Raw genomic sequence first — 20,813 nt, 5'->3', positions numbered from 1 at the left:
ATGCTGGTCTGAGAGCTATGCTGGCATGTTTGGCTGATTTAATAATGAAAATTAAGGCGTGTCATTATTCATTTGTGATTGGATGTATCTTTCTACGCCTACCGCTTCGATTAGATCTTGCTGAGTCTCTAACCAGTCTTCATATTCTTCATTGCCATCTTTGAGTCCCACTAATAATTTGCGTGAGACATAGTCTTGATTGGATTCACATAGAGTTACGGCATCAGTAATGATGTCAAACTTTTGCTTCTCTAAACGCAGGTTACAATCAATCATCTCCGGCACGTCTTCGGCGATAAACATCTTTCCATAATCTTGTAGATTTGGTAAGCCACCTAATAACAAAATACGCGCTATTAGGTCATCCGACCACTTCATCTCAGCAATAGACTGCTGATAAAAGTTCTCATTAAGCGCCTCAAGCCCCCAATGCCGTGCAATACGCGCATGCAAAAAGTATTGATTAATCGCAATCAGCGACTGTCCTAATACTTTATTTAACGCTCGAATAATATCTTTATTCGCTTTCATGGTTATTCTCCTTATTATTACCTTTTAGTCTTTTATAGCCTTTATCGCTCGTTTTTACTAAACCTCGTTTTTACTAAACAATGTTAGGTGGAACTTCAGCGATCTGACTTTGTAGGTAATTAGGTAGGCCGACCATATCAATAAGGCGCAGTTGCTGTTCTAACCAGTGGGCATGATCCTCTTCGGTATCTTTGAGCTGTTCAACCAGCATCTCACGAGTCACATAATCTTGTTCTTGTTCACAAAGAGCAATACCGTCTTTTAAGTGTTGTCGTACTTTATATTCTAAATCTAAATCTAACTGCAACATCTCAGGGACCGTCTTACCGATATTAATCTCGTCAACTTGCATATTAGGTGTGCCATCTAACATCATAATACGACGAATAATCGCTTGCGCATGCATGGTTTCATCATCCATTTCGTGATGAATACGCTCATAGAGCTTGCCATAATGCCATTCTGCATACATCTCAGAATGGATAAAATACTGATCGCGAGCCGCCAGCTCCCCGCCCAATAAAAAATTTAGATAATCGATAACTTTTTGGCTGCCTATCATAATATGCACTCCCCTATTTTTTATAACGATAGCCACTATAGTAGTAGCAAATAAGCTGCGACTGTAGCGGCTATCGGATTTATTGTTGATTAGGCATTATAACACGCCAGCTAGGTATGCTCAGTAGGATTAATTAGTAGCATTATTTAGCAGCATTGAAAGGTAACATTAAAAACTAGGAATGGAAGTAATAGGGCAGGATTTAGAGCTCATAATGATGGAACAAGCTCTAATTATTTTAGCTAAAAATACTGGATATAGGGTAACTTATTATCAAACGGCATAAGCTAAGCTATCAACTTTGGCATGGTGCTCATCAAGATAATCCTTGACCATAGGCTCGCAGCAGCCACAACAAGTGGCCACATCTAAAGTGTCTTTGAGACCGTCAAGGGTATCGATACCAGAAGCAATAGCGGCTTGAATTTGCTTTTCCTTGACACTGTTACAGATACAGACGTACATAGACTTGCTCCTACTCTACTATTCTTACTTGTTGATACGGCTTTATTACCCTAACTATCAATCACTTAAATATTTATATTTGATACTGCTTATACTAACGATAATAATTACCATTTACAACAACTTTTACAAAGTCGATTATTTCGTTTTAATAAACAAAGACTGACTATTAAGTATAATTTAATAAAAATAGAGTGTTTTGAGAGTATTTATAGTTTATATTGGACGATAACTAATAAAATAACTTTCAATCACCTGTTAATTGCGCTAAATTATTCAATTATTTAACAATTCACTTAGGGATATAATATGTCTAGCTTAAGCCTATCCATGCAGCCTTTGGACTTATTTAAAGTGCTATCTGATCCTACTCGTTTAAGAATATTTCAAATTCTATTTAAAAAAGAGTCGCGCTGTGTTGGCGAACTGGTTGAAATGCTCAATCAACCCCAGCCGACAATATCAAGACATCTTAATCATCTTAAAAAATTAGGAATTCTTGATTGTGTGCGCGATGGTACTTGGATGTGGTATGAAGTTGCTGAGGATTTGCCAGAATGGTGTGAAGATATTCTTAATATCACCTATCAAACTTTAAAAGACCAACCTGATAGCAGGACCGTAGCCCATTAAAGCTAGTTTAAATATCCATAAAAAAAGACCTAATAATTTAAGTCTTTTTTTATGGATATTATTTATACTCAGATGATGGACTACTGGCTAGACCAAATCTAAAAAGTCACTGACAAAAGCGCTGGCGGGTTGGTTAATCAGCTCCTCCGAGGTGCCTACTTGTTCGACTTGTCCATGATTCATAACCACAATCTCATCCGATACCGCTCGTGCCTCTTCTTGGTCATGAGTCACCATAATGCTAGTAATGCCAAGCTCGTGGTGGATATTCTTAAGCCAAGTGCGCAGCTCTTTACGTACTTTGGCGTCGAGCGCACCAAAAGGCTCATCTAACAATAATAACTTAGGTTTTACCGCCAGCGCCCGTGCCAGCGCAATCCGCTGCCGCTGACCGCCTGATAACTGATGCGGATAGGCATTGGCCAGTTGCGGCAGTTGCACTAACTCCAACAGCTCGGCTACGCGCTGCTTAATCTCAGTCTTGCTAGGCCGCTCATTTTTGGGCAATAAGGTCAGTCCAAAGGCGATATTATCGGCGATATTTTTATGCCGAAACAGGGCGTAATGTTGAAACATAAAGCCAATATGGCGCTTTTGTACCGGCGTATGCGTCACGTCCAGATCATCGAACAGTATTTGTCCCGAATCAGCGTACTCAAGCCCAGCGATAATACGTAATAAAGTGGTTTTACCGCAGCCTGAAGGGCCAAGCAAAGTCGTGAGCTTACCGGTAGGGACGGTGATATTAATATTATCTAAGGCGGTAAAGTCGCCAAAGGTTTTATTTACGTTGCGTATTTCAATGCTCATTTTCAGATCTCTTATTGATGCTTCTATATTTTGTTAAGCAGTATTAATGTTGACGTATCAATATTGATAAAGCTTATTCGGCCCCTACTTGCGCTACTTTATTAGCACTAACTGGCAATTCAGGCGCGGCGGCCAAACGCTCAGACTTAACGAATTTGCGCTCTTGCATCTTGGTCATGACTTGCTGCACCAATAGCGTTACCAGTGCCAAAGCTGCTAGTAAGCTAGATAAGGCAAAGGCGGCGGTAAAGTTATATTCGTTATAAGCAATCTCAACCAATAGCGGCATGGTATTAGTCTCGCCGCGAATGTGTCCTGATACTACGCTCACCGCGCCAAACTCGCCCATAGCGCGCGCATTGGTCAAAATCAAACCATAAAGCAGCGCCCATTTAATATTAGGTAATGTAATGTGCCAAAAGGTTTGCCAACCGCTAGCGCCTAAAGTGAGTGCCGCCTGCTCTTCACTATCGCCTTGGGTCTGCATCACCGGAATAAGCTCACGCGCCACAAACGGGAAGGTCACAAATAGCGTGGCGAGCACAATGCCGGGTACCGCAAAGATAATCTGAAATCCCATGCTCTCAAGCCAGCCGCCAACCGGTGAGTTGAGTCCAAACAATAAGATAAACATGAGACCGGCTACCACTGGCGACACCGAAAACGGCAAATCAAGTAAGGTGGTCACCAACTGTTTACCTTTAAACTGATAGCGAGTCACCAGCCAAGCAATAGCAACCCCCATCACCATATTAATAGGCAAGACGATAGCAGCGGTAATCAAAGTCAGCTTAATGGCTTGCAGCGCTTCAGGTTCAACCAAAGCGGCAATATATAACTCCCAGCCATTTTTTAGCGCTTCATAGAACACGGCTAGCAGCGGAATAACCAGCATAATTATCATAAATAACACAGCGATGGTGATAAAAAAACGTCTTACCCATAGCGAATCTTTGGTCGCCGGATTGCTCTGGTAGTCGTAGCTATTAGCTATTTGCATATCAGCGTGCTCCTACGCGGCGTGACAGCTTCCACTGTACGATGTTAATGGTTAATAAGATCACAAACGAGATCATCAGCATAAATAGTGCCACCGCTGAGGCCCCTTGGATATCGAACTGCTCCAGCTTACTGATGATAATAATAGGTAGAATCTCAGACTGCATGGGGATATTTCCAGCGATAAAAATCACTGAGCCATACTCGCCGGTGGCACGGGCGAACATCATGCCAGCGCCCATCAAGAGTGCGGGTAATAGCTCAGGCAAGATAACCTTACGAAAAGTGGTTAAACGATTAGCGCCCAATACTGCCGCCGCTTCTTCAAATTCAACCGCTAATTCTGCTAATACTGGCTGTACGGCACGCACGATAAAGGGGAAGCTGACGACTACTAAAGCCAGCCAAATGCCTAATGGGGTAAAAGCGACTTGCACGCCAAGCTTTGCAAACCACTGCCCTATCAAGCCGTTTGGTGCATAAAGGGTTGCCAAAGAGATACCCGTTACCGCCGTTGGCAAGGCAAAGGGCAAATCTACCAACGCATTAATCATTGACTTACCCCAAAACTCATAGCGTACCAATACCCACGCCACCAAGGTGCCAAACACCATGTTGGTCAGCATCGCTAAGAATGCCATTCCTAAACTTAGCTTGATAGCGGCAGTCACTTGCGGCTGCGAGATGGTCTCCCAAAATCCCGACCAGCCCATCTGAGTGGTGGTATAAGCCATCATTGCAAACGGTAATACCACCAATAATGATAAGCTAAAGACGGTGATACCCATGCTCAGCCCAAATCCCGGCAACACATTGCGCTGACGCAGTCGCAGCAGCCAGCTTCGTTTGCTAGTAGATTTGGCAGCGTGCTGGCTGGCAGGAGAATTTTGTGCACTCATAATGATGTCCTATTGCTATTGCCTAGCTTGATGGTACGCATCTTTATACGCTATATCGTTTGAAGAAAAAGAAAGGACATAGCGCGCTTGAGCCATGTCCTAAGGGTAGACTTTTACCACTTAAAAAGACTACTGCGGAGCGTTGATGGCCAACTGATCGAACACCCCACCATCACTAAAATAAGTACCCATAATCTCATCCCATGAACCAAAGGCATCGTTAGGACGGAAGGTCTCAATTGGTGGCAGTTTATTGCTATTTTTATCCAGTACACTTTGTACACTTGGACGCAAATAGAGATCAGCAGCCAATTGCTGGGCAGGCTCGCTCCATAGGTAATCTAAGTAAGCTTTTGCTGCCGCCGTCGTGCCTTTTTTGTCGGTGACCGACTTTACCACCGCCACTGGGCTTTCTGACTTGATAGAATAGTCAGGATAAACGATATCTACTTGACCGGCGCCAAACTTAGTGGCTGCAAGGTTGGCTTCGTTCTCAAAGGTAATCAGGACATCGCCAATACCGCGTTGAACGAAGGTTGTGGTCGCCGCTCGTCCACCATTCTCATAAACTTTGACATTTTTTAGCAGGTCTCTTACGTAGCCTTTTGCCGGCTCCTCTTCGTTGTCAAAAGCATGTAGACCGTAACCATAAGCGCCCAAGAATGCATAACGACCATTACCGGTAACTTTTGGATTGGCCATGACAATCTCAACACCTGGCTGGGTTAAATCCTCCCACTCATTGATATTTTTTGGATTGTCTTTACGCACTAAGAATACGATGGTGCTGGTAAAGGGTACGGCATTATCAGGAAACTGCTGCTCCCAATCACTATCCACCAAGCCCTCTTTTTCTAGTAGCTCGATATCTGAGCCTTGATTCATAGTCGCCACATCGGCTTGTAAGCCATTAGCTACTGACAGTGCTTGTTTACTTGAACCGCCATGTGACTGCTTAATGAGTACTTCACTATCTGGGTTCTCAGCTTGGTACTGTTCTACAAACATCGGGTTATAGTCTTTATAAAAGTCGCGTGCCACATCATAAGAGACATTGAGCAGTTCAATATTTTGACCTGCCGTGGTTGACTCACTACCGTCTGCATTGATAGTGGTTTCTGCGGTTTCATTATTGCTACAGCCAGTAAGTCCCAAAGTAAGGGCAACGCCAGCGATACTAAAAGCGCTAAGGGCTCTATTTTTATGGCTAAGGGCTTTATTCTTATAAAGGCTAGTTGGTTTTGTGCTATAGACTGTCATAGTGACCTCAAAGGTGTTCGTTATGTAATGCAAGTATGCTAACAGCACTAGCTTATTATCTTTAATGATGAATATGCGTATGTTTCTGCCAAAATGGAATAATGAATACCACAACCTCTTAGAGCCTATTGATTTAACTTGGCATAAGTAGGTTTATTAGTTAATCTAATACAATTAAGGTGGTTATTTTTTAATCACTATTAGTTACAATGGCGCTAATTTGTACTTACAAAGGCTTTTATATGAGCAAAATTCTATCTTTATCTTCTCTTTTCTTAATGAGCGTTATGGGTTTAATAGGCTGCAATAACGTCACGGCTAGCAATAACAGTACAAATAACAGTGCGGTTAATAAGGTAAGCGCTACGATACCGGCGCAAACAAAATCCTCTCCAGCCGTGCAAATCGTGATCGGTAATTATGTCTCTGAAGGCTATAGTAAACGCCAACAAGGTTATGATTGGGTAGCCGTGATGGTGCGAGCCAATGACAATAATAAAGATGGCATCAATATAAGCGTGCGTGCCCGTAGCGATATAAAAAAGCCTACTTGTACATTTGATGGCAGCGCCACCTTAATGGGTCAAGACCACGCCCATGGATTTGTGTTTCACAGTACTATCAATGACAGCAGGGCTTTTTTTCAATTTAAAGATGATAAACTGATTATCGATAGCCAAGATAAATATGCGTTCAATCGTTTTTGCTCCGGTGGCGGCTCAATTGTTGGTGAGTATCAAAAGCTTGAGGGAAGCTTAGAGCTTAATTAATAAAACATATGAAATATTGAAGTATAGAGCTATAAAAAAGGTATCAGAGAATAAGTCTGATACCTTTTTATTATTTGTTTGGCTTATAGTCAGTTGGAAGTAAAACTGTGATACAGGTTTAAACCTGCTACTGGTATAAATTTTCCTTGCTGGCTGCTTGCGTATACTTCACAGAGGCTGCGCAACCAATATTTTAAAAGAAAGCATCCCAGTAGCACTATGTTCTTTTTATAGCTCATTAACTATATCAACGAAAAATTGCTATTTATACCGCAGAAGCTCCTGTCAATTTGACTTCAGCACGCTCTTCTTTAGCAATACCAGCATAGTACTCACGCAAAATGGCAAGGACTTCTGGACGGCTAAAGTTCTCGGGTACTTCAAGATCTTCTGACAGCGCCTTACGCAGCTTAGTGCCCGATACTTTGACATGCTCTTGAGCATCATGCGGGCAGGTTTTATCAGACGCCATCGCTTGGCAAGCGTTGCACCAAAACGTCCAGCCAATCTTTAACGGCTCGGTAATGAGATCGTCTTTATCGATGCTATCAAAAATAGCTTGGGCATCGAACGCGCCATAATAATCGCCCACGCCGGCATGATCACGCCCGACAATCAGATGACTACAACCATAGTTTTGGCGAAACAGCGCATGCAATAACGCTTCACGGGGACCTGCATAGCGCATATCAAGTGGATAACCCGCTTGAATAACGGTGTCAGCCTTAAAGTAATTATCAATCAGGGTTTTAATGGCTTCTTGACGCACTTCAGCAGGAATATCGCCCGGTTTTAGCGCACCAAGCAAGGAATGAATGAGTACACCATCGCAGATTTCAATGGCTATTTTAGCTAAGTACTCATGCGAGCGGTGCATCGGATTACGGGTTTGGAAAGCGGCAACGGTTTTCCAGCCTTTGTCAGCTAGCAATGCACGAGTCTCGCTAGGGGTTTTATAAATCTCCGGATATAGCTCAGGAAACTCGCCTTCGCTTAATACCTCAACGCTTCCAGCTACATTGACTTCGCCTTGATTGAGGACTTGCTGTACGCCTGGATGCTCAGGATCAGTGGTGGTAAAGACTTGCTGACATTCATGATTTTTATCGATATCGTAAGTTTCTTCAACGGTAATAATACCCATGATCTCACCATCTTCAGCAACCAACGCCACTTTATCACCTTGGTTTAAGCCATCGGTCAATACCTTGGGTGCTGATAACGTAATGGGTATCGGCCAAAATAAGCCAGCGTTGTGACCAGATTTGAGGCGCATCTCATCGACCACCCCTTGCCAGTCAGCCTGATTCATAAAGCCATCCAGCGGGGTAAAACCACCAATACCCAGCATGATTAAATCACCGCGCTCGCGTGAGCTAAGCGTAATGGCAGGTAGCGTACTAGCGAGCTTGAGCGCCTCAATGCGCGCGTCGCCTTTTAATAACAAAGGTTTCAGTGTATCGCTACCGTGTGGTGGGACAAGTTTTGAGGGTTCTTGATTAGGGGTTAGGGATGTCATATTTTTTAACCTTAGTGATGAGTAGTAAATTGGCTTATAAACTGAATAAACATAGGCTACCGAATTTTAGTTATGAAAATTTATGCTGACTTTTACTATGGATATGACTTATAGGAATTTATGTTTTGGTGTGGTTGCTTATATGATGTCAGCCTATATTGCTTTAAGCCCATTTTTATTAATGATTAACTTTACTTTAAAGCACGCTTATATCAATAATATTACACACGCAAATCACTATTGAGATGACGTTATGTACCAATATAATTACGCCGATCAAACACTGGTGGAAGAACGGGTCGCCCAGTTTCGTGACCAAACCGAGCGCTTTTTGGCAGGCGAATTGCCCGAAGAGCAGTATCTGCCGCTACGTCTGCAAAACGGTCTCTATATTCAGCGCTATGCGCCGATGCTACGTATCGCCATTCCTTATGGTCTACTTGCCAGCTATCAGCTACGCAAATTGGCCGAGATTACCCGTAAATATGATAAAGGCTACGGACATTTCACCACCCGTACCAATATTCAGCTGAACTGGCCAAAACTTGAGGATGTCCCTGATATTTTAGCGGAGCTAGCTTCGGTACAGATGCATGCCATTCAGACTTCGGGTAATTGTATTCGTAACACCACCACCGACCCTTACGCCGGGATTCACAAAGAAGAGATTGCTGATCCGCGCCCTTATTGCGAGATTATTCGTCAGTGGTCAACCTTTCATCCTGAGTTTGCTTTTCTGCCGCGTAAATTTAAAATTGCCGTTATCGGCACTGAAAACGACCGCGCTGCCACCCGAGTGCACGATATAGGCCTGCATTTAAAGAAAAACATTGAGGGCGAGCTTGGTTTTGAAGTTTTGGTAGGCGGCGGTCTCGGTCGTATCCCAGTCCTTGGTAAAGTCATTAATGAGTTTTTACCTCGTGAGCATTTGCTTAGTTATTTAGACGCTATTTTGCGCATTTATAACCTAAATGGTCGCCGTGATAAAGGTAGCAAATATAGATCACGCATCAAAATCTTGGTCGATACTTTAGGCGGCCGCGAATTTGCCAAGCTCGTCAATGCTGAGTGGGAAGCGCATACTAAAGACGGCCCGCTGACGCTGACAGAGGCGAACTTTGAGCATGCTAGCAGTTTCTTTAGTGAGCCAGATTATAAAACGTTCGACGCCCTGCACGTTCAGTCAGAGCTGCAAAAGCAATTAGCGGATAATAAAGACTTCGCCAATTGGTATCAGCAAAATACGGTAGCGCATAAGACTGCCGGTTACCGTGCAGTGGTAATTTCCTTAAAAGCAGGTCTCGTTGACGGTAAATACGTGCCTTCTGGTGATGTCACTGACTCGCAGATGGACGCCCTCGCCGACCTTGCTGACCAGTATAGCTTTGGTGAGCTCCGTGGTACTTATCAGCAAAACCTAGTGTTCGCTGATGTCGAAGTGAATAAATTATACGAGCTATGGCAGCAGCTATCAGACTTGCATTTAGCCCGCCCTAATATCAACACTTTAACTGATATGATTGTCTGCCCCGGCTGGGATTTTTGCTCGCTCGCCAATGCTACTACCCATAATATTGCTGAACAAATTGAGAAGCAGTTTAGCGATTTGGATTATCTGTATGATTTGGGTGATATCCGCCTCAATATGTCGGGCTGTATCAATGCTTGCGCCCATCATCATACCGGCGATATCGGAATCCTCGGTGTCGACAAAAAAGGCGAGAACTGGTATCAAATCAGCCTTGGCGGTAACTCAAGTAACGATGCCAAATTGGGCAAAATACTCGGCCGCTCCGTCCCGACCGAAGCAGTAGCGGATACTATTCAACAGATCGTTGATGTCTACGTCGATCTACGTGCAACTACTGAAAATGACGTTGAGAGCTTTGGTGAATTGGTCGAGCGTGTCGGTATTGATCCCTTTAAGGAGAAGGTTTATGGCTAATCACCACATACTCGATAGCCATGGTGTAGATATCAGTGCAGAGGACAGTTGGCTGGCGCTTAAGACTGATGACTTGCCAAGTGGTATTACCCTCAGCGGGATTACCTTGCTTGAACTACTGCAAAGACAAGAAAAACCTGCAGTAGTAGTGCCGCTCACCGACTTACTCAATAATGAGGGGACGCTAGCTAGTGGCCTAATAAATGAAGTATACGAGCTGATAGTTCAACATAGTAGCCATTTAGGTGTTTGGATTACCGCCGATACAGACACTGAGGTTTTAATAGCATTAACTGAATTTTTATTAAAACAATCGCTAATCGTCATTCACGTGCCAAAATTCGCTGATGGGCGCGGCTTTAGTTTCGTACAAACTTTGCGCCAACTGGGCTACAAAGACGAGATTCGTATCGCTGGCGAGTTTGGCCGTGATCAAATTGCTTATTTATTACGTGTAGGCGTTGATAGTTTTGTACTTACTGAGCATGACGTTCATCCAGACGCAGCATTTAATATTGAGCAGGCATTTACCGCGCTTGCCAGTAGTTATGATGGGCGCAACGCTTCAGCGCTCCCTATGTTTGCAGGGTCTTAGTTTTTATTACCTTTTTTAAATTTTTATAACCATAACCTATTTTTAAGTATTGAAATATTTTGTAGGGTGGGTTAGCGACAGCGTAACCTGAAAGCCGTAAAAACGAAGCACTGCTTGGTTAGGCTTGCAAGGAAAATCCTTTAAATAGGATTTTCTATTAGCATAATACAAAATGGTGGGTTACGTTTTATCAGCACTCTCTACGAGAGTTTGAAAAACTAACCCACCCTACGACAGTTCATACTAAATTAAAACCCAATAAATATATTAAGCTTCTCAATTACTTTTAAGGATAACAAATGAGCCAATTACACCCTAATTTAGACATCGACCAAGCCAATAAAGACTTGCAAGGTAAATCACCCGAACAAATCGTTGAATGGGCGCTGAGCCAAGCCAAAAACCCGATTATTACCACTAATTTTCGCCCATACGAATCCGCTATCTTACATTTAGTTGCCAAGCAGCGTCCTGATATCACTGTTTTATGGGTAGATTCTGGTTATAATACTGATGCGACTTATCGCTTTGCCAATAAGCTGATTAAAGACTTAAACCTTAATGTCGTCACTTATATCCCTAAGCAAACCGCCGCCCATCGTGATGCCACTATGAATGGGATTCCAGGGATTGATAATCCGCAGCATGACGAATTTACCGAACAAGTTAAGCTTGAACCCTTCCGCCGTGCGCTTGATGAGCTAAAGCCTGACGTCTGGTTCAACGCTATTCGTAAAGACCAAACTGAATTCCGTCAAGGGCTTGATGTGCTCAGCCTGTCAAAGGATGGGGTGTTAAAAGTCGCGCCACTGTTTGAGAAAAACGATGCCGATTTAGACAAGTATTTAGACGAGCATAACTTGCCAAACGAGCATGATTACTTTGACCCCACCAAGGTTGAAGAGAGCCGTGAATGTGGTTTGCATACGCAGCTATAAGCTTTATTAGAAACTTTAAAAACGGTACGGTATCGTGCTGCTGGTATGAATTTCCCTTGCATGCTGTGTCTACGCTGACAGAGGCTGCGCAAAATTAATCCCAGCAGCACGTGGTAAAATCTTCAATTTTACTTAGATTTGACTACATCTCCACTCCCAAAACTGAAAAGCCCTCTCAATTTGAAAGGGCTTTTTTTACGAGTAAAACTGGTAAAAAGCTTGCTAATATTTTTAGTTATTTACGACCGAGCACCCAGCCACCATCCATAAAGACGTTGGCGCCGTGCATATAGTTTGAATCATCGGAAGCTAAGAATACCGCCAACGCCGCAATTTCTTCTGGCTTGCCGGCACGCTGGGCTGGAATACGCTCTAAACGCTCGTCCTCGATACCCTCTGTCATAGGGGTCTCAATAAAGCCTGGCGATAGAATATTGACTTTGACGCCTTTACTTCCAAAATCAAACGCCAATTGCTTAGTAAATCCGAGCATCGCATGTTTGGAGGTCACATAAGCCGAACCACCCGGCCCCGCCATTTGTGTCGCTTGCGAGCCGACATTGATAATTGCACCCTTACCTTGTTTGATAAAGTGTGGAATCACCGCTTTTGCCGCTAAATAAGGTGCTTTGACATTAATCGCCATTAGCTTATCGTACAACTCTTCATCCAGCTCAACTGCGTTGTCATAAGCGTCATGGATGCCTGCGCCGTTGTATAAAATGTCAATTTGACCGTAAGTCTCTAGCGCTTTATCAACCACCGCTTGAATATCAGAGCCTTTGGATACGTCAGCTTTTACGAAGATAGCCTCTTGCCCCTTATCTTTAATGTCTTTGACGATGCGATTGCCGTCTTTATCATCACGTCCAGTAACGACTACTTTTGCGCCCTCGTCTGCATAAGCTTTTGCGGTGGCTTCTCCTAGTCCTGAGGTACCGCCGAATATGATGGCTACTCTGTCTTGTAACTTCATTTTGCTTATCCTTATTTATTGTTGTGTGTTTGGTTTTATTTAAAATAGACTAACATGATTAACCAAGCCCTAATGTTAGCCTCTGTTAGATTGATTGTAATCTATTCCCTTATCAGTCAAAAACTACTTTTCTTATGACAAATATAACTATACTAATGCCAATTCACTAAGTGAGCCTTCGCTCATGATAATTCATAATGGCTGCATATTTTAAATTGAATGACGGGTAACGTTATGAATACCTTTCCGCTATTTTTTAAACTAGAAAATCGCAAAGTACTTATCGTTGGTGGCGGCGATGTGGCGCTGCGCAAAGCCGATTTATTAAGCCGAGCGGGTGCCAGTATCACCGTCGTTGCTCCAGATATTTGCGATGAGCTGCAAGCGCTACTAAAAAACTCTAAAAACAATAACGAAAAGCACGAGCTCATTTTTGAGCATTACAATAAAGCCTATATGACAGGGGCGCGCGTTATCATTGCAGGAACTGACGATGAGAAATTGAATCATCAAATTCATGCCGATGCCACCGAGCTTAATATTCCGGTCAATGTAGTCGATACCCCAGATTTATGCGACTTTATCTTCCCTGCTATCGTTGACCGCAATCCGATTGTGATTGGCATCTCATCGAATGGTAAAGCGCCGGTGTTAGCGCGCCTTTTGCGGGCAAGACTTGAGACCCTTATCCCGCAAGGCTATGGCAAACTGGCTAAGCTTGCAGGCGACTTTCGAGCGGAGGTCAAAACTAAAATTCCTACATTGACAGGACGTCGGCAGTTTTGGGAGCGCGCGTTTGAAGGAAAAGTCAGCGAGCTGATGTTCGCAGGTAACGAGCGGGAGGCCGCAGCCCTATTGCAAAAAGACTTAAACGAAACTGCCGCGCAAATCGCCCACAGTAAAACGATTAATGAAAATGTGCATAAGCTGCATCAACAAAGCTCTGCGGCTTCCATTAGCCAACAATCAAATCAGCAGAATAAACATTCGGTATCAGCAAGCGCACCCGTGCAAGCCGCTGAATCATCTATTATCATTGAGGAAAACCATACTCAAGCAGGGCAAGCAAACGTTGGCGAAGTCTATATCGTTGGTGCAGGTCCTGGTGATCCAGAGCTACTAACCTTTAAAGCATTGCGCCTGATGCAACAAGCCGATATCGTCTTTTATGATGCACTGGTTTCGCCGCAAGTATTAGATCTGTGCCGCCGTGATGCCGATAAAGTATTCGTCGGTAAAAAACGCAGCAACCATGCGGTAGCGCAATTGGGTATCAATCAGTTATTGATTAACGAAGCCAAAAAAGGGCGCCGCGTGGTACGTCTAAAAGGCGGCGACCCGTTTATCTTTGGGCGCGGCGGCGAGGAGGTTGAAAGTTTGCACGCCCATGATATTCCTTATCAAGTGGTGCCCGGCATCACCGCTGCCAATGCCGCTGCCAGCTATGCGGGTATTCCTTTGACCCATCGTGACCATGCGCAGTCGGTGCGTTTTGTCACTGGGTTTTTAAAGGCGGGCGCGCCCAATGAGAAGTTTGAGAATTTGCTTGATACCGATGAGACCGTGGTGTTTTATATGGGTCTGCATTCGCTAGGCCGTTTAACCGAAGGCTTGATTCAGGCTGGGCGCGCCGCTGAGACGCCTATTGCTATCGTCTCCAATGCCAGCATGCCCAATCAGCAAGTCTTAACCGGCACGCTTGCAAACATTGTTGCCAAACAAGAAAAGGCACAATTACCCACACCCGCACTACTGATTATGGGTGATGTGGTCAGCTTGCATGACGATTTGGCTTGGTACAATATACATAATAAAGAGGTTAGTAATACCGAAAGTAATTGGCTGCGCGGCGGGACGGCTGCGACGCCAAAAGACGATGTAGCCACTACTAATCCTGCTCGCCAACAAGCACATGCGTTGTCGATGATAACGGCGCTATCAGATGTAAAAACCTCAGCATAAGCAGCCATAAGTTAGATTTGATAGTTATATAAATGATGGTTAGATAAATATAGAACCCTTGCTAGTAATATTGGCAAGGGTTTTTTATTGTATGAATTCTAACTCAGCAAATCCCGCCAATTCTTGCTAAAATAAACGCTTTCTATTGACCCTCATTAAGTTCAGTTATGTCTACTTCTCATACTACAAAAAATTATGCTAAACCCTTAACCATTCTGCATACCTCCGATTGGCATTTGGGGCGTAGGCTTTATGGGCGTATGCGTTACGAAGAGTTTGAAGCGTTTTTAAAGTGGTTAGAAGACACCATTAGCGCCCAAAAGGTGGATGTGCTTATTGTTGCCGGCGATATCTTTGATACCATGACCCCAAGCAATCGAGCGCAAGCCTTGTATTATGAGTTTTTGGGGCGCGTCTCAAGGTCTTGCTGCCAGCATATCGTCATCGTCGCCGGCAATCATGATTCCCCGACTTTTTTGGATGCGCCCAGTCAGGTGCTCAAGTTTTTAAACGTTCATGTCATCGGTACCGCTTGTGAAGACCTAAACGATGAAGTGTTGGTGTTAGACGATATAGACGGTAATCCACACTGCATCATCGCTGCCGTGCCTTATTTGCGTGACCGCGATGTGCGCAGTAGCAGCGCTGGCGAGTCTATGGATAGCAAAGATGCCAATGTCATTAAAGGTATCCGTGCTCATTACGATGAAGTCGCCACGATTGCTAAAAACTATCAAAGCAAGCTGATTGAAACCCATCAGGGCCATATTCCTATCATTGCCACCGGGCATTTATTTGCAGCGGGCGGCAAAACCACGGAAGATGACGGCGTGCGTGACCTTTATGTCGGCTCGTTGGGCAAGGTTTCTGCCGAGATGTTCGATGAGCGTTTTGATTACGTGGCACTTGGGCACTTGCACGTACCGCAGCGCGTGGGCGGGCAAGAACATATTCGCTATTCAGGCTCGCCTATTGCGATGGGTTTTGGTGAAGCCCGTCAGCAAAAACAAGTATTGTTGGTCAAGTTTGTCGATGCTTTAAACCAAGCAAATAATGAGCTATTAGGGTCAAAAGTAACTGATAAAATCTTGGACTTACCAGTTACAGAAACGCTAGCACCTAAAACCGTAGAAAAGACTATTAAAAAAGTTGTTAATCAGACCAGTGATTTTATGGATGACTTATTTGGTTTTGATGAAACAACGGATGAAGATACAAACGTTGAAGAAATCATTAAAGAAAGCTTAGAAGAAAGTGAAATTGATCAAGCTTTAGCGGATAAAACAAGTGCCAACCAGCATGCTGGTTGTAATGCTAAAGTGCTTCATCAAAACCAAACCAATCAAATGCAAATTACTTCTTTACCCATTCCTTGCTTTCAAAAACTCGCTCAAGTTTCAGGCGACCTTGCGACTGTTAGTGAGACCATATCGGCCACGATTACAGCGCTTAACGATGACGAATCAGTATGGTTAGAGGTCATTTATACCGGCGATGAAATTGTCAGCGAGCTGCGTGAAGAAGTCGCTGCCATGGTAGAAGGTCTTCCCTGTGAAGTGTTAAAAATTAAAAACACCCGCACTTATAATAAAGTACTGAATCAACAGCAAAGCGATGAGACCCTACAAGATTTAAATGAAATGGACGTGTTTGAGCGCTGTTTAGAGGTGCATGAAGTTGCCGAAACCCAAAAAGAGGCGCTGCGTGATGCTTATCAGCAAATACTATATGACCTTCATCATGACGATAAGTTGGCGGAATAGTTTTGAAAAGCCTTACTTTATTATTGAAAAATAACTAACACATCTTTGATAAGTGTGCCTGCAATAAGTATTGCGCAGCCTCTGTCTGCGTAGGCACAGCACGCAAGTAAAAATTATTGCAGGCACATTGACTTTATCGTTAGAAAATACAACAGAAAACATAACCTCCTTTTTAAATCTAAAATCATAAAGACCAAACCATGCGCCTAATCGAACTCCGACTCAAAAACCTCAACTCTCTTAAAGGCGAATGGCATATCGACTTTGCCGACCCTGCCTTTATTAACGAGGGTATTTTTGCCATTACTGGACAAACGGGCGCTGGCAAGACCACGATTTTGGATGCCGTTTGTTTGGCGCTATATGGCGAGACGCCGCGTATCAATAGCATTAGCAAAACCAGCAATGAAGTGATGACACGGCAAACGGCAGAATGCTTTGCCGAGGTGGTGATTGATTTAAATGGCATCCACTATCGCTGCCGCTGGGGTCAGCGCCGCGCTTATAATAAGCCTGATGGCAATTTGCAAGACGCCATTCATGAAGTCGCCAAAATAAACCTAGCCGATGCGTCAAAAGGCGATGAGATTTTAGAAAGCAAACTCTCACGTACCAAAGACAAAATTATCGAATTAACGCGCATGGATTTCCAGCAGTTCACCCGCTCGATTTTGCTGGCGCAAGGTAGTTTTTCTGCTTTTTTAAAGGCCAAATCGGATGAGCGCGCGGATATCCTAGAGAAAATCACGGGCACTGATATTTACGCCACTATCTCAGCACAGGTTTTTGATAAAAAACGCACGGAAGAAGAGGTTCTGAGTAAATTACAATACGGCTTAGACGGTCTGACGTTATTGGATAATGATAAAGAAGATGAGCTAAAAGCGACTTTAAAAACGCATCAAAGCGACCAAAACAAGCAGCAGCAGATTATTCATGCTTTAGGCGAGCAAATAAAATGGCTCGATAGCGTTACAGAATTAAAAAATAAGCTTAGCACTTATGAGCATGAGCTGGAGAGTGCCACGCAAGCGCAGCAAGACTTTATCCCTGATGCCAAGCGTCTTAAAGCGGCTAATAAAGCGCTGGAGATAGACAGCCAACATAGCCAGCTTAGCTATAACCGTGACACCGTTAAGCGTTTGCAAAATGATCAGCAACAAGTTGCGCAGCAATTGCCTCAGCAACAACAACGCCTAGAGCAAGCAGATACCGAATTAAAATTAGCCAACGAGCGTGTGCAAGAGGCCAATGAGGAGATGCAAACCGCCCTACCCAAAATCGCCCAAGCCCGCAAGCTCGATAGCGATATCAATCAGCAAACCCATATCTTGGATGACCAGCGCCAGCGTCAACAAATCCTAACCACCAGTACCCAGCGTCTGCGTGTCGATATCGATAATCATAGAAACCGCTTAACTCAAACCAAAAGCGCGCTGGCAACTGTAGAAGAAAATCTTGCAGCGGCAAATGCGCTTAATGATATCGATACGGATACCGCCAACTTTGATAATCATTGCAGCCGTTTAAAAGCGCTATTGCAAGACAATGCAGTATTGGCAAACGACAAGCTTAACCATGATAATAACAACCGCCAATATCAAGCTAACCTTGATAATTATCAGCAGCAGCAAGACGCTAATAAAGCCTTGATTACTAAAAGCCGTGACGAGTTAACCGCTGTGCAAAAACAGCAGAATACCCTCACGCAAACCCAGTCTTTGGCGGATATGCGAGGTGAGCAAGAGCAGGTGGACCACCTCAGTAGTCAGTTTGAAAAAGTGAGCTTTAAACTACAGCGTCTTGATGAGTTTGCTACGCAAAGTAGTAAGATAACAGCTAATCTAACCGCTATTGATAATGATTTAGCGATAATATCTAGCAAAATTACTGAGAACGAATCAGCTATTTTAGCCGCTAAAGATAGACGTCAAGACAAACAAAACCTGCTCGATTCATTACAACAAGTGGCAAGCTTAGAGCGCTATATTGCTCAGTTAAAAGACGGCGACCCCTGCCCGCTTTGCGGTGCACTTGAACATCCTTATAGCGACAAGCACCCGCATCTGCAGTCAAACACTGAAACCAATAAAATCCAAAAACAAATAGCTGATTTAGATAGCACTATCAATAACTTAGAACAAACCTTATCCAAACATCGTATCCAGCAAGCGACCAAACAAAACCAGCTTGGACAGCTACAAGAGCAGCAAAGCCAGCTATACGTGCAAATAAAAACCCTATGCGCTGATAGCAGTCAGTTTATACAGGCGCTTTTGGATAAAACATATACGAATGTTATTAGCAAAACCCTTGCTCCTCTCGAACAGACTGGCAGGGACATGGAGTCGCTTAGTCAGCAGATAACTGATGCTCATAATGATAGTGATTCGGCTAATTTTAGCCTAATAAAAGACGCTTTAGCGCTGCTAAATACCAGCAAAGACCAACTTGCCGAGCGTAAACAACATCTAAAGACCACCTTAACCCAATATGAAGTGCTTAGCGATAAGGGTGCTACCATCAGTAAAACGCTGGAGTCTTTGGAGCAAATCCAGTATAAGCTGGCAGGTGAGATAAATAAGATTGAAGCTGATATTAGAATTGGTGTGTCATCGATAGACAGTATCGACAATAAAATGAGCGTTAACTTTGTTGAATTGGTAACCCTGAAGGATGCTATTTTATCTTTGATAAATAAGTACTTGGCTGATAAATTCAATAAATATAAACCACATTCAGACTTAAATATTTTATCCTCACTGCAACCCTTAATAGACAGCATTGATAAGAAAAATGTCTTAAACCAAGCGGACTATGAGATTCAGATTGATATGTTGCGGCAGCAGCGTGGTGCATTAGTGCAATTAAAAAAGCAGTTTAATGCTTATAAAGATGAGCGGCAAAATCTGCTAACCACGCTTAGCACCTTGGGCACCCAAATCGATACCAAGCAAGCCCAGCTGAATAAAGAAGATGATGAACTGGGTACCCTGACTCAAACCATTAACAATAAAACCCAAGCACTTGTGCAAATAACGGCAGAGCGGCAGGATATTTTCGCTGACAAAGCGTCCAACAAAGCGAACAGCAACCCTGACGAAGAAGAGAGCCGCTTACGCATTTTACTTGAACAGACTAATACTGCAAAGACCTCGGCACAAAGACAGTTAGATAATGCCGAACATATACTTAAGCAATTACAAGATAAAAAACAACAGCTTCATGACCAGCTGACCACCGCGACAACTGCCCTTGACGCTCAAGAAAACACCTTTAACTCAGCACTTGCCGCCTCCGACTTTGCTGATGAGGTAGATTTTGTTGCCGCACGGTTATCCATTGAGGAGCGCAGTACGCTCAATCAGCAGCAACAAAATATTCATTATAGACTCAAGCAAGCGCAGTCGTTATTAAAAGATACCCGGCAAGCACTTGCTGACAAACAAGCACAGCCACTGACTACTGATAATAGAGAAATGCTGATTGAACAACAAACGCAAGTGGCGGATAAAAGCAAACGCTTAATTGAGTCTATCGGCGCAATCAGTCAGCAGCTCAAAGACAATGAAGATAAAAAACAAAACCAGCTGGCCCAGCTTGACGCTATCAATGCTCAAAAAGACAAACTACAAGTGTGGCAACAGCTCAATGACCTCATAGGCTCAAGTAGTGGCAAAAAGTATCGCACCTTTGCCCAAGGTCTCACCTTTGACATTATGGTCAGCCATGCCAATACCCAATTGCATAAAATGAGCGACCGCTACCTACTGATTCGTGATGATAATAATGCGCTGGAGCTCAACGTTATTGACAATTATCAAGGCGGCGATACTCGTAGTACCAAAAATCTCTCCGGTGGCGAAGGTTTTATTATCAGCCTTGCCTTAGCATTAGGACTCTCGCAGATGGCGAGTAATAATATTCGTGTCGACTCGCTGTTTTTGGATGAAGGTTTTGGCACTCTCGATGAAGAGTCGCTGGACATTGCCCTTGATACCCTGACTAGCCTGCAACAAGAAGGTAAACTTATCGGTGTTATCTCCCATGTACAAGCCTTAAAAGAGCGCATTTTGACCCAAATTCAAGTCAAAAAACTCTCAGGTGGCTATAGTGAGATTACCGGTCAAGGCTGTTATCGTATTAGCAATTGAAGCTAAGGGATGTGAGATGAATATAAAATCAA

General features: G+C 43.6%; 17 protein-coding genes. 8 read left to right on the top strand and 9 right to left on the bottom strand.

Translation table 11 applies throughout. From position 1 onward, the window contains the following. Window positions 1–51: 51 nt before the first annotated feature. From bfr (JMX18_RS03885) to JMX18_RS03875, 3 genes are all read right to left on the bottom strand, one after another. Window positions 52–531, bottom strand: a complete 480-nt coding sequence (gene bfr / locus JMX18_RS03885; RefSeq protein WP_201584543.1) for a bacterioferritin — start codon at window positions 529–531, stop codon at window positions 52–54. Window positions 532–604: 73 nt separating this feature from the next. Then, window positions 605–1,093: a bacterioferritin gene (bfr, locus tag JMX18_RS03880; protein ID WP_201584526.1), complete on the bottom strand. Its 489-nt coding sequence runs from the start codon at window positions 1,091–1,093 to the stop codon at window positions 605–607. Between the two features lie 273 nt (window positions 1,094–1,366). After that, window positions 1,367–1,558 (bottom strand): (2Fe-2S)-binding protein, encoded by a 192-nt coding sequence (locus JMX18_RS03875; RefSeq protein ID WP_201584510.1) that lies wholly within the window; start codon window positions 1,556–1,558, stop codon window positions 1,367–1,369. A 309-nt stretch (window positions 1,559–1,867) separates the two neighbouring features. On the opposite strand from JMX18_RS03875, the gene JMX18_RS03870 reads away from it, so the two are divergent. Next, complete coding sequence (locus JMX18_RS03870; protein WP_201584497.1) at window positions 1,868–2,191, top strand: ArsR/SmtB family transcription factor; 324 nt, start codon at window positions 1,868–1,870, stop codon at window positions 2,189–2,191. An 87-nt stretch (window positions 2,192–2,278) separates the two neighbouring features. Here JMX18_RS03870 and JMX18_RS03865 read toward each other — a convergent pair whose 3' ends face one another. The 4 genes from JMX18_RS03865 to JMX18_RS03850 form a co-directional block, all read right to left on the bottom strand. Next, a complete protein-coding gene (locus JMX18_RS03865; protein WP_201584494.1) occupies window positions 2,279–3,001 on the bottom strand; it encodes a sulfate/molybdate ABC transporter ATP-binding protein in 723 nt (240 codons plus the stop codon). 73 nt (window positions 3,002–3,074) lie between these two features. Further along, window positions 3,075–4,001 carry a sulfate ABC transporter permease subunit CysW gene (cysW, locus tag JMX18_RS03860; RefSeq protein WP_201584491.1) on the bottom strand — a complete coding sequence of 309 codons (927 nt, stop codon included), beginning with the start codon at window positions 3,999–4,001 and terminating at the stop codon, window positions 3,075–3,077. A 1-nt stretch (window position 4,002) separates the two neighbouring features. Continuing rightward, window positions 4,003–4,899, bottom strand: a complete 897-nt coding sequence (gene cysT, locus JMX18_RS03855) for a sulfate ABC transporter permease subunit CysT (RefSeq protein WP_201584477.1) — start codon at window positions 4,897–4,899, stop codon at window positions 4,003–4,005. Between the two features lie 129 nt (window positions 4,900–5,028). Beyond that, on the bottom strand, window positions 5,029–6,159 hold the full coding sequence (locus tag JMX18_RS03850; RefSeq protein ID WP_201584474.1) for a sulfate ABC transporter substrate-binding protein: 1,131 nt from the start codon (window positions 6,157–6,159) through the stop codon (window positions 5,029–5,031). A gap of 242 nt (window positions 6,160–6,401) precedes the next feature. Here JMX18_RS03850 and JMX18_RS03845 point away from each other — a divergent pair, with 242 nt between their 5' ends. Then, on the top strand, window positions 6,402–6,929 hold the full coding sequence (locus JMX18_RS03845; RefSeq protein WP_201584471.1) for a hypothetical protein: 528 nt from the start codon (window positions 6,402–6,404) through the stop codon (window positions 6,927–6,929). Between the two features lie 265 nt (window positions 6,930–7,194). On the opposite strand, the gene sat is transcribed toward JMX18_RS03845, so the two are convergent. Next, entirely contained in the window at window positions 7,195–8,448 is a 1,254-nt protein-coding gene (sat, locus tag JMX18_RS03840; RefSeq protein ID WP_201584468.1) for a sulfate adenylyltransferase, read from the bottom strand. A 253-nt stretch (window positions 8,449–8,701) separates the two neighbouring features. On the opposite strand from sat, the gene JMX18_RS03835 reads away from it, so the two are divergent. From JMX18_RS03835 to JMX18_RS03825, 3 genes are all read left to right on the top strand, one after another. Continuing rightward, window positions 8,702–10,393 carry a nitrite/sulfite reductase gene (locus JMX18_RS03835; RefSeq protein ID WP_201584465.1) on the top strand — a complete coding sequence of 564 codons (1,692 nt, stop codon included), beginning with the start codon at window positions 8,702–8,704 and terminating at the stop codon, window positions 10,391–10,393. After that, window positions 10,386–10,988, top strand: coding sequence for a DUF934 domain-containing protein (locus JMX18_RS03830; RefSeq protein ID WP_201584462.1), 603 nt, complete (start codon window positions 10,386–10,388; stop codon window positions 10,986–10,988). The genes JMX18_RS03835 and JMX18_RS03830 overlap by 8 nt, the downstream gene beginning before the upstream one ends. 299 nt (window positions 10,989–11,287) lie before the next feature. Then, a complete protein-coding gene (locus tag JMX18_RS03825) occupies window positions 11,288–11,926 on the top strand; it encodes a phosphoadenosine phosphosulfate reductase domain-containing protein (protein ID WP_201584459.1) in 639 nt (212 codons plus the stop codon). A gap of 235 nt (window positions 11,927–12,161) precedes the next feature. Here the strand turns inward: JMX18_RS03825 and JMX18_RS03820 are convergent, their stop codons facing one another. Then, window positions 12,162–12,902 carry an SDR family NAD(P)-dependent oxidoreductase gene (locus tag JMX18_RS03820; protein WP_201584445.1) on the bottom strand — a complete coding sequence of 247 codons (741 nt, stop codon included), beginning with the start codon at window positions 12,900–12,902 and terminating at the stop codon, window positions 12,162–12,164. A 234-nt stretch (window positions 12,903–13,136) separates the two neighbouring features. Between JMX18_RS03820 and cobA the strand changes: the two genes are divergently transcribed. The 3 genes from cobA (at window position 13,137) to JMX18_RS03805 (ending at window position 20,781) form a co-directional block, all read left to right on the top strand. Beyond that, window positions 13,137–14,864, top strand: a complete 1,728-nt coding sequence (gene cobA / locus JMX18_RS03815) for a uroporphyrinogen-III C-methyltransferase (RefSeq protein WP_201584443.1) — start codon at window positions 13,137–13,139, stop codon at window positions 14,862–14,864. A gap of 167 nt (window positions 14,865–15,031) precedes the next feature. After that, the gene (locus JMX18_RS03810) at window positions 15,032–16,627 is read left to right on the top strand and encodes an exonuclease SbcCD subunit D C-terminal domain-containing protein (RefSeq protein WP_201584441.1); all 1,596 of its coding nucleotides are present in this window, start codon (window positions 15,032–15,034) and stop codon (window positions 16,625–16,627) included. Window positions 16,628–16,827: 200 nt separating this feature from the next. Further along, entirely contained in the window at window positions 16,828–20,781 is a 3,954-nt protein-coding gene (locus tag JMX18_RS03805; RefSeq protein WP_201584440.1) for an AAA family ATPase, read from the top strand. Window positions 20,782–20,813 lie beyond the last annotated feature (32 nt).

The organism is Psychrobacter jeotgali (genome assembly GCF_904846315.1).
Classification (GTDB): Bacteria; Pseudomonadota; Gammaproteobacteria; order Pseudomonadales; family Moraxellaceae; genus Psychrobacter; species Psychrobacter jeotgali.
This window is presented reverse-complemented; position numbering and strand designations above follow the sequence as displayed.